Source organism: Microbulbifer mangrovi, from assembly GCF_002009015.1.
GTDB classification, from domain to species: Bacteria; Pseudomonadota; Gammaproteobacteria; order Pseudomonadales; family Cellvibrionaceae; genus Microbulbifer; species Microbulbifer mangrovi.
On record NZ_LZDE01000211.1, the window covers coordinates 1 to 8,606 of the forward strand.

Here is an 8,606-nt window from a genome sequence, read left to right on the forward strand (position 1 = left end):
AAGCGCCCGTCCAGATAGTGCACATATTCGTGCTCCAGGTTCCAGATTGAAAACTCGGGGCGCAGCCAGGAGGCTTCGTGGGCGTAGAAGCTGGCCTGGTTACCCGGGTTGGAGGGCGTGCCTTCGATATACATACCGCCATTGTTGGTGTTAATGCCAAACAGGTCGTAGCCGTAGGTGTCGTACTGGTTGTAATCGTCAAACACCACTACCCGCAGGTCGGTGTTGTAGTCATCGGGCACGGGGATCTGGTTGGTTTGCAGGCGCTGGTGAAAGAGCGCTTCTTCCGCGGACAGGTCCGCACAGGTGGCGTTTAACTGACTGCCGGTCATATCCTGGGCGCGAATTTTGAGGGTGCTGCTACAGCTGTGCTGGATCGGCAATACCTGATCGATATCGGCAGCGGAGACATGTACGGCGGCAGAGACCGTCAGTACGCATAGTGAAGTCAGGGCGATCAGTCGAGAGTGGAGCATGGTGGTTTTCCCGTTGTTATCGTTTATTCGCAGGAGGCGCCAGTTGCGGCGCGAGTGCAGGCCTTGATTGTTATTGCATGCCAAAGCATTTAAATCTTAGGGTTAACTTTACTTTGGGTGCAATATCTTTTTATGGGTTGGCGCGAATTGCCACGATGCTGGGTGAGCAGGTCGGGTGGAAAGTAGGTTATGACAGGAATGGGTGAGATTGTGGCGCCTGTTTGAGCGAATGGATAACGCTTCGTCGCATCGACAACAAACGGGCAAGTGGGGAGCTATTCTCAAGTAAGGGTTTCTCCAACACTGGACTGAACTCTGTCTGGTGCCTTTCGCGCCACGGAGTAGGGGAAACGCCAAACCTAAAATGTAGTGGAAGTTTTTAGGTGACAGCATGACTTCAATACCGGCCACCAAAGCCGCCATCTCTGCCCTCAAAATCGAGCAGCGCGTAGAGCGCGATGTGAAAGCGGGCATTCCGGAACACGATCGTCGCAACCATACAGAGAGCGAAGAGGGACTGCGCTCGTACGTGGTGCGCGAAATCATCGGTCGGGTCCATGAAAATCGCCAGAATGAGCTGGACAAGGAGCTCGCCGACCGGAGCGAGGTGGAAATCCGCCAGTTGTTCCAGGAGCTGAAAAACACCGATGCACTGGTGGATAAAAAAATCAGTAGCCGGATGGCGAATCTGGTAAGTGGCCTCAAGCGCAGCGCGCAGGACTACTCGGCGGTGCGTATGGATCTGGAAATATTCCGCCACCGCAACGGCCTGACCCGCGAGGCGGTATATCGGGAATCCCGGATTCTGCACCACTCGGTGATCTTCTTTATCGTTATTCTTGAAACCGTGCTTAACGCGTTTTTCCTGTCCAAGGGCAGTGATCTGGGGCTCGTGGGAGGGTTCTTTCAGGCATTGATCATCTCTTTGATCAATCTGGGTTTTGCCGCATTTATGGCATTCTCCCTGCGCAACTGTTTTCACCAGAACTTGTTGAGGAAAACGGGTGCGATATTGCTGTGTACCGCAGTGCTGGCCGCGGCTGTTACCTTCGTACTGGGTGTTGGGCACTATCGAGAAGCGCTGGAACAGAATCCGTTTACTGCATCGCAGCTGGCAATGAGCAGCCTCTGGAGTCAACCCCTCGGTATTCAGGACTTCAATTCCTGGATCATGGTAGTGGTGAGCGGCATCGCTCTGGTATTGCTCACGGCGAAGTTTTTCGTGGTGGATGACCGTTACCCGGGATACACCGCAATTACCCGCCGTGTACGGACGCTGCAAAAAGCTTGGGGAGAAGCCTTCGAGGATGCCATTGAAAGCGCCAACGAGCTTGCCGAAGATATTCACGAAGTGCTGGCGGAAAAGGAAAAGACAATCCGCGCGCAGTTTATCCAGTTTAAGGCCAGTATCGAGCGCAGCGAGGAAATCCATCGCCATTACCACGAAGATATCGTCAAGGCTCAGGGGTTACTGGATGAATTGATCCGCTACTACCAGTCCTACTCCGCGCGTATGTTGAACCGGCGCGCGGCGTATTTTGGTGAGTTGCTGCGGTTTGAGCTGGACAAGCTGCCGCGCCTGAATACCACCGGATTGGAGCAGCACCAGCGCGATCTCGCCGCCTTTGAAGCATTGATGGATGAGCTGGACGAAGTGTACACCGGGGCGATTGATACGGTGAATGCACGCTGTGAATCAGCGCAGGAGTCACTCGCTACCCTGGTGGACAAGCTCGAGCTGGATTACGGCCTGCGGAGGGCGTAATGACAATTTGGAGACGCGCGCGCAAGCGCCGCGCATCGGGACGTCGCGGCGGGCTTTCCGGCGAGGATAGAAAGGGCATTGCCGTTTTCTCCCTGTGCGCCGCAGCCCTGGTGGCGCTCGGCATCTTCACACTGCAGGTGGTGCGGGCCCCGGAGCGGGATTACGACAAGGTTACCCTGTGCAACCCGCACCTGCCGCGGTTCGCCCAGCATATTGTGGTGATCGACGCTTCCGATACGCTCTCGCCGCACCAGACCCACTTCCTGGATACGCACCTCTCGGGCTTGCTGGCGTCCGCGGCAGTCAATGATCGCTTCTCGATCTTTGTACTGGATGAGCATTACAACGGCTTGTCTGAACCCGTGGTGGACATGTGCAAGCCTCGTGCAGGTGAGGATGTCAGTGCGCTGACCGCAAACCAGCAATTTGTGCAGGCGCTCTATCGAGAGCGTTTTGAACAGCCGCTGGACCAGGCCATTGCGCGCGCGGTATCCGCGGGGGAGCAGCCGGTCTCGCCGATCTATGAGGCGCTTTCTGATGTGGCCGCGCTGAATCACTTCGACCCCGCGGCGGAGAATGTCCACCTCACCATTGTCAGCGACATGATCCAGAATTCCCGCGCCGGATCGGTCTTCAAGCGCGGATCGGCGGCCATCGACCAATTGCCATTAATCGACCTGCGCCGCGCCCAGACCCGTGTGTTCTGGCTGGATCGGGAAAAGTACCAGCGCTACCAGACCGCAGAACTGGAGGCCAGCTGGCAGGATTACCTGGGCAGTGTTTCCCGCCTGGAGCGGATACAGCGGGTGCGGGATTAGAATCTGGTTCCCGGTTTCTCCGGAGAATGTCACCGACATCCTCTCCTGCGCCCTTCTGAAACAGAAGCTTCAAGAAACAGCCGCCGCTTTGTAAAAAAACTCAAGCAAAGTTTCCCCCATCAACATGGCCACAACCAATGATGGGACTTGCCAATGAGTAACCGCTATCGCGCACTGTGGATTTCCGATGTTCACCTGGGCAGCCGGGACAGCGAGCCGCAACGGCTGGCGGACTTCCTCGCCCAGAATACGGCAGACACGGTGTACCTGGTGGGCGATATCTTCGATATGAAAGCGCTCTCCCAGGGCAAGGGCAGCTGGTGCCACGCCTCCAGCCTGCTGCTCAGTATGCTTTCTGAAATCAGCTGCAATACCCCTGAAGTTATTTACGTCCCCGGCAACCACGATGCGCCCATGCGCAGCTGGGCCGGCAAACGCCTGGGCAATATCCGTGTGGAGCGTGAGTGGATACACACCGCTGCTGACGGTAAACGCTACTGGGTAACCCACGGCGACCAGTTCGAACACCACATCCAGATCAATCCGGTCAGTTACCACATAGGGGATCAGAGTTATTACCTGATGCTGCGCTTCAATCGCTGGATCAATTACTGGCGCAGCCGCTTTGACAAGCCTTGGTGGTCTCTCGCCAACCATGTAAAGAATCGCGTAAATGCGGCGCGCCGGATGATGCACAAGTTTGAGGAGGTAGCGATTCGCGAGACTGGCCGGCGTGGTTTTGACGGCATTATCTGTGGGCATATCCACCGCGCCGGTATCCGGCACAGCGCGGTGCAGAAAAGCGCCGTTACTTATGCCAACTGCGGGGATTGGGTGGATTCAATGACTGCGGTAGTGGAAGAAAAAAGCGGAGCACTGAATATTCTGCACTGGCATCGCACGCCCAAAATTGCCCGCATCATGACAGAGGCGGTAGCCGCATGATTCAACTGGAAAACCTGTTGCAGAAAAACCCCTGGTACAGTGCGGCACCCGAAAGCCCGGCTCGGCGCCTGGTATCGGCGACGGTTAAGAAGATCTGCTGTGAACAACAACTGCAGCAGTTCGGTCGAGAATTCCCCCATCTGGGCGGGCTTGATTTTGTCCGTCAGGTATTCCGCTCTTTCGATTTTCGTTATGACGTAACACCTGCAGAGCTGGAGCGTATACCTGTCAGCGGTCCACTGGTGATCGTTTCCAATCATCCGCTGGGCAGTCTCGACGGGCTGGCACTGATCGATATGGTGGCTCGGGTTCGAAAAGACGTGAAAGCCGTGGCTAGTCAGCTGCTGTGGAATATTGAACCGCTGCGAGGCTACCTGCTCCCGGTGGATAACTTTAATGGTCGCACGCGCCGTGAAGATGTCGAGGGCATATACAGTCATCTGCACGCCGGCGGCGCGATCGTTGTATTTCCCGCAGGAGAGGTGTCCCGCCTGAGCCCGCAAGGGGTGCGCGACGGCACTTGGAACCCGGGCTTTATTCGCTTCGCCGATAAGACCAATGCCCCCATTTTACCGGTACAGGTGCGTGGCAGAAATTCCCTGTGGTGGTACGGCCTGTCCATGGTCAACAAGCCACTGTCCACCCTGTGGTTGATCCGAGAGATGTTCAAACAGGTGCGTAAAGGGATCGATATTCGCATCGGTTCGCCGGTGACACCGGAGCATTATCGCAGCTGGCCCATGGCGCCGCGCGCCAAGGCCAAATTGTGGAAAAAGCAGGTTTACCGCCTGCATAAAAATCCCCAGGGTCTGGCTCCAGAGCCGATCGCCGGCGCGGAAGTCGCATCGGAAGTCGCTGCTGTACTTGGGGAGTGTGAGACGCTGGTGGCCCAGAGTGAGTTTGAGGTGAAACTCTATCGCCAGAAATCTGATTGCCCTGTCATGCGTGAACTCTCGCGCCAGCGTGAAATCGCCTTTCGCGCAGTGGGGGAGGGTACCGGCAACAGTCGCGACTGGGATGCGTTTGATGCCTGGTACGACCATCTGTTGCTGTGGGACAGAGAGCGCCAGAAACTGGCCGGTGCCTATCGCCTGGTGAGTACCGATGGGCTGACTGCGGACAAAATCTACAGCACCACCCTGTTCAATTACTCCCGCTCTCCAGAGGAATGTCTGCCGGCCTCAGCGGAGCTGGGGCGCAGCTTTCTGATGCCGGAGTACTGGCGTAGCCGCGGATTGGACCTGTTGTGGTGCGGCATCGGTCAGTGGATTCTACGCAATAACCGTCGCTACCTGTTCGGCCCAGTTTCCATGCCCGGTAACTTCTCCCGCCGCGCTAAATCCGCCATCGTGCGTTACTTCCTGCATCACTTCGCTACCCGGCAACCCATGGGTAACGCGCGTTTACCATTTATCGAAGCTCGCGCGGATCTGCCGGAACTTTCCGGTGATGCGACTGACGATATGCTGCAGCTGAAGCAAGTCCTGAAGCAAGAGGGCGTAGTCTTGCCCCCGCTTTTCAAGAAGTACACCGCTGTTACTACTCCCGGTGGTACCAGTTTTCACGCATTCAATATTGATCCGGATTTCTGCGATTCGGTAGATGGCCTGGTCGTGGTGGATCTGGAAAAAATGGATCCCAGGTTTGCCAAGCGTTACCTGGTATCGCATTGAAACCGAGAGTGATCGGCTGGTTTAAGGGATTCCGTATTTCTTGGCGAGCCGATCGATATCTTCTCTTGATCGACTTCTAATCGAGCATTTGATTTGGAAGCGCTGTCGATATCCCCCGGCAGCAGTTGCTTTTCTTCCCAGCAACGATCCCCTCTCTGGAAGAAGGTTCCGGTATTGGTCGTGAATTCTGTATCCCGGGATTCAAACTTGTGCACCCTGTTGCGCTCATTTTCCAGCTGTCTCAACAGCTCCGGATCGAATACGGTCGAGCGAGACTTCGCTCCACTTTTATCAACCCTGTAATTAGTGGCCGTTGGTCGCCGCGGGATAGGGACGTAGAAGAGGGAAGAGTAGCCGGTGACACGAGGCGTATATATCAACAGTTTATCGGATTCAGAGTGATATTTTGAAAACGCGATAGCGACTTGGTTCCTCCGCGGGTCCTGCAGGCGGATATCGAATTTGTCAGGACATCCGGCGCAGCTTTCCCTTCGGCAATCTTCTGGTCTGTTACGCTTGTGTTTCCTGTCCTTTCGCACCCGGGATAACTTCTATGAAACAGTGGTGTCCGAAAGTAGTCATCGCTGTCCTGCTGCTGATTTTGGCGCAGGTGTTTTCTATTTCTGGTTTCGCGCAAGAAGTGGAAGACGCTACCGAATCCGGTGAGCTGGATCAGCCGCACATTGCACAGCTCTCGATCAATGGTCCTATTGGTCCAGCCACTACGGATTACCTGGTCCGCACCAGCGAAGCGGCCCGCGAAAATGGCGCTCGTCTTATAGTTGTGAATATGGATACGCCGGGCGGGCTGGATGCCGCCACCCGCGACATTATCCAGCATATTCTTGCCTCGGATATTCCTTATGTAACCTACGTCACTCCCGCAGGTGCCCGCGCTGCCAGTGCTGGCACCTATATTCTTTACGCCAGTCATGTTGCCGCCATGACGCCCTCGACCACCTTGGGTGCCGCTACACCGGTGCAGATAGGCGGCATGCCAGGGCAGCAGGAGCCGCAACAAGCGCCAGAGCAGAAACCGGAAAAGACATCGCAAGAGTCCGAGCAGGCGGACTCAAAGGATAAGACTGGGGAGAGCAAGCCCGAAAAGCAGGGCGGTACCGCGATGGAGCGTAAAGTCATCAATGATTCGGTGGCTTATATCCGCGGACTGGCCAACCGCCATAATCGGAATGCCGACTGGGCAGAAAAGGCGGTGCGCGATGCGGCCACCCTGACCGCGAAAGAGGCGCTGGCGGACAATGTCATTGATGTGGTTGCCGACAACCGGCAGCAATTGCTTGTGCAGTTGGCCGGTCGCGAGGTGGTGATGGCCTCGGGTAAAAAGAAAATCACCGCGGCAACCACAAAGCTTCCGGTAGTGGCCTACGAGCCTGACTGGCGCAACGAACTGTTATCCCTGATCACCAACCCTCAGGTGGCTTACATCCTGTTATTGGTCGGTATCTACGGGCTGATTTTCGAGGGCTACAGCCCGGGTGCCATTGTGCCGGGGGTGGTTGGCGTCATTTGTCTGCTGCTGGCCTTTTACGCGTTACAGGTCCTGCCGATCAACTATGCAGGATTGGCATTGATTGTGGTCGGTGCATTGTTGATTGCCGCGGAACTGTTTGTTCCCAGCTTCGGTGCGCTCGGAATTGGTGGCGTAGTGGCACTGGTGATCGGCTCCGTGTTGTTGATCGACAGTGACGTACCGGGCATGCAGGTTTCCAAAGGCTTGATTGGCGGTATTGCGGGTGTCAGTGGACTGGCGCTGCTTGGGATTCTGTATGCGGTAGGCAACAGCCTGCGCAAACCGAAGGTCGCGGCAAATCAGGCGATGGTGGGGCGCACTGCTGTAGTGTCAGAGGTCGAGCCCAGTTTGCTGGTGAAAATTGATGGAGAAATCTGGAACGCCCACTGCGATAACCTGCTGACGGAAGGGCAGCTGGTGCAGGTAGTGGCAGAGCAGGGACTGGTCTTGCAGGTACAACCGGAATAGGGAATAACGGGAGCAGGTTTATGGTGAGCTATTTTGCGAGTCTATTAGCGCTGGCGGTTGTGCTGCTGGTGATGTATGCCATCCGGGTGCTGCGGGAGTACGAGCGCGCGGTGGTGTTTTTTCTGGGCCGCTTCCAGGCGGTAAAGGGCCCTGGGCTGATCATTATCATTCCCATCATCCAGACCATGGAGCGTGTGGATTTGCGCACGGTGGTGATGGATGTACCCACACAGGATGTCATCAGCCGGGACAATGTTTCGGTCAAGGTGAATGCCGTTGTGTATTACCGGGTAATCGATCCACAGTCTGCGATCATCAATGTGGAAAACTATCACGAGGCGGTGAGTCAGCTGTCGCAAACGACCCTGCGTTCGGTGCTGGGTAAGCATGAACTGGACGAGATGCTGTCCGAGCGGGACAAGCTCAATGTGGATATCCAGAAAATTCTCGACGAGCAGACTGATGCCTGGGGCGTGAAGGTTACCAACGTGGAGATCAAGCATATCGACCTGGACGAGAGCATGATCCGCGCCATTGCCCAGCAGGCCGAGGCAGAGCGTTCGCGGCGGGCGAAGGTGATTCATGCAGAGGGGGAAGCCCAGGCGGCGGCAAAGCTTACCGAGGCCGCGGATCAGCTCTCCAAAAACTCAAATGCGATTACGTTGCGTTATATGCAGACGTTGATCGATATTGCCGGGGAGCAAAATTCCACGATCGTGTTTCCGCTGCCGATGGATTTGATAAAACCTTTACTTGACCATCAAAAGAGGCACGGTAGCTGAGCGTTGTGGCTCCGCTTAGATGAAGCGCTTTACCTTCGGTTTGAGGATATGCGTTTCATCAATATGAACGGATTTGGCTGGTGGTGAGAGAGGGCAGAGGGTGACGTTAAGGGCAAGTGCCGGGGGTGGGTTTTCAGGAGCGTCGCAA

7 protein-coding genes are annotated in these 8,606 nt (G+C 55.9%); 6 read left to right on the top strand and 1 reads right to left on the bottom strand.

All coding sequences use genetic code 11. The annotated features are described in order from the left end of the window. Positions 1-476, bottom strand: a 476-nt coding sequence (locus B4U49_RS02465; RefSeq protein ID WP_193432803.1) for a collagenase, incomplete at its 3' end; no start/stop codon positions are given. Positions 477-867: 391 nt separating this feature from the next. On the opposite strand from B4U49_RS02465, the gene B4U49_RS02470 reads away from it, so the two are divergent. From B4U49_RS02470 to B4U49_RS02495, 6 genes are all read left to right on the top strand, one after another. Further along, the gene (locus tag B4U49_RS02470; RefSeq protein WP_078082995.1) at positions 868-2,241 is read left to right on the top strand and encodes a hypothetical protein; all 1,374 of its coding nucleotides are present in this window, start codon (positions 868-870) and stop codon (positions 2,239-2,241) included. After that, the gene (locus B4U49_RS02475) at positions 2,241-3,059 is read left to right on the top strand and encodes a hypothetical protein (RefSeq protein ID WP_078082996.1); all 819 of its coding nucleotides are present in this window, start codon (positions 2,241-2,243) and stop codon (positions 3,057-3,059) included. The genes B4U49_RS02470 and B4U49_RS02475 overlap by 1 nt, the downstream gene beginning before the upstream one ends. 153 nt (positions 3,060-3,212) lie before the next feature. Further along, positions 3,213-4,004, top strand: a complete 792-nt coding sequence (locus B4U49_RS02480; protein ID WP_078082997.1) for a UDP-2,3-diacylglucosamine diphosphatase — start codon at positions 3,213-3,215, stop codon at positions 4,002-4,004. Next, positions 4,001-5,677 (top strand): bifunctional ornithine lipid synthase OlsF, encoded by a 1,677-nt coding sequence (gene olsF, locus B4U49_RS02485; RefSeq protein ID WP_078082998.1) that lies wholly within the window; start codon positions 4,001-4,003, stop codon positions 5,675-5,677. The genes B4U49_RS02480 and olsF overlap by 4 nt, the downstream gene beginning before the upstream one ends. 553 nt (positions 5,678-6,230) lie before the next feature. Next, positions 6,231-7,676: an NfeD family protein gene (locus B4U49_RS02490; protein ID WP_078082999.1), complete on the top strand. Its 1,446-nt coding sequence runs from the start codon at positions 6,231-6,233 to the stop codon at positions 7,674-7,676. A gap of 20 nt (positions 7,677-7,696) precedes the next feature. Beyond that, positions 7,697-8,458 carry a slipin family protein gene (locus B4U49_RS02495; protein ID WP_078083000.1) on the top strand — a complete coding sequence of 254 codons (762 nt, stop codon included), beginning with the start codon at positions 7,697-7,699 and terminating at the stop codon, positions 8,456-8,458. Positions 8,459-8,606: the final 148 nt, after the last annotated feature.

Bases quoted from the DNA above. Each gene is read 5' to 3' on its own strand.
- B4U49_RS02495 (WP_078083000.1), top strand. From the start codon at position 7,697: ATGGTGAGCTATTTTGCGAGTCTATTAGCGCTGGCGGTTGTGCTGCTG.
- B4U49_RS02490 (WP_078082999.1), top strand. From the start codon at position 6,231: ATGAAACAGTGGTGTCCGAAAGTAGTCATCGCTGTCCTGCTGCTGATT.
- B4U49_RS02475 (WP_078082996.1), top strand. From the start codon at position 2,241: ATGACAATTTGGAGACGCGCGCGCAAGCGCCGCGCATCGGGACGTCGC.
- B4U49_RS02480 (WP_078082997.1), top strand. From the start codon at position 3,213: ATGAGTAACCGCTATCGCGCACTGTGGATTTCCGATGTTCACCTGGGC.
- olsF (WP_078082998.1), top strand. From the start codon at position 4,001: ATGATTCAACTGGAAAACCTGTTGCAGAAAAACCCCTGGTACAGTGCG.
- B4U49_RS02470 (WP_078082995.1), top strand. From the start codon at position 868: ATGACTTCAATACCGGCCACCAAAGCCGCCATCTCTGCCCTCAAAATC.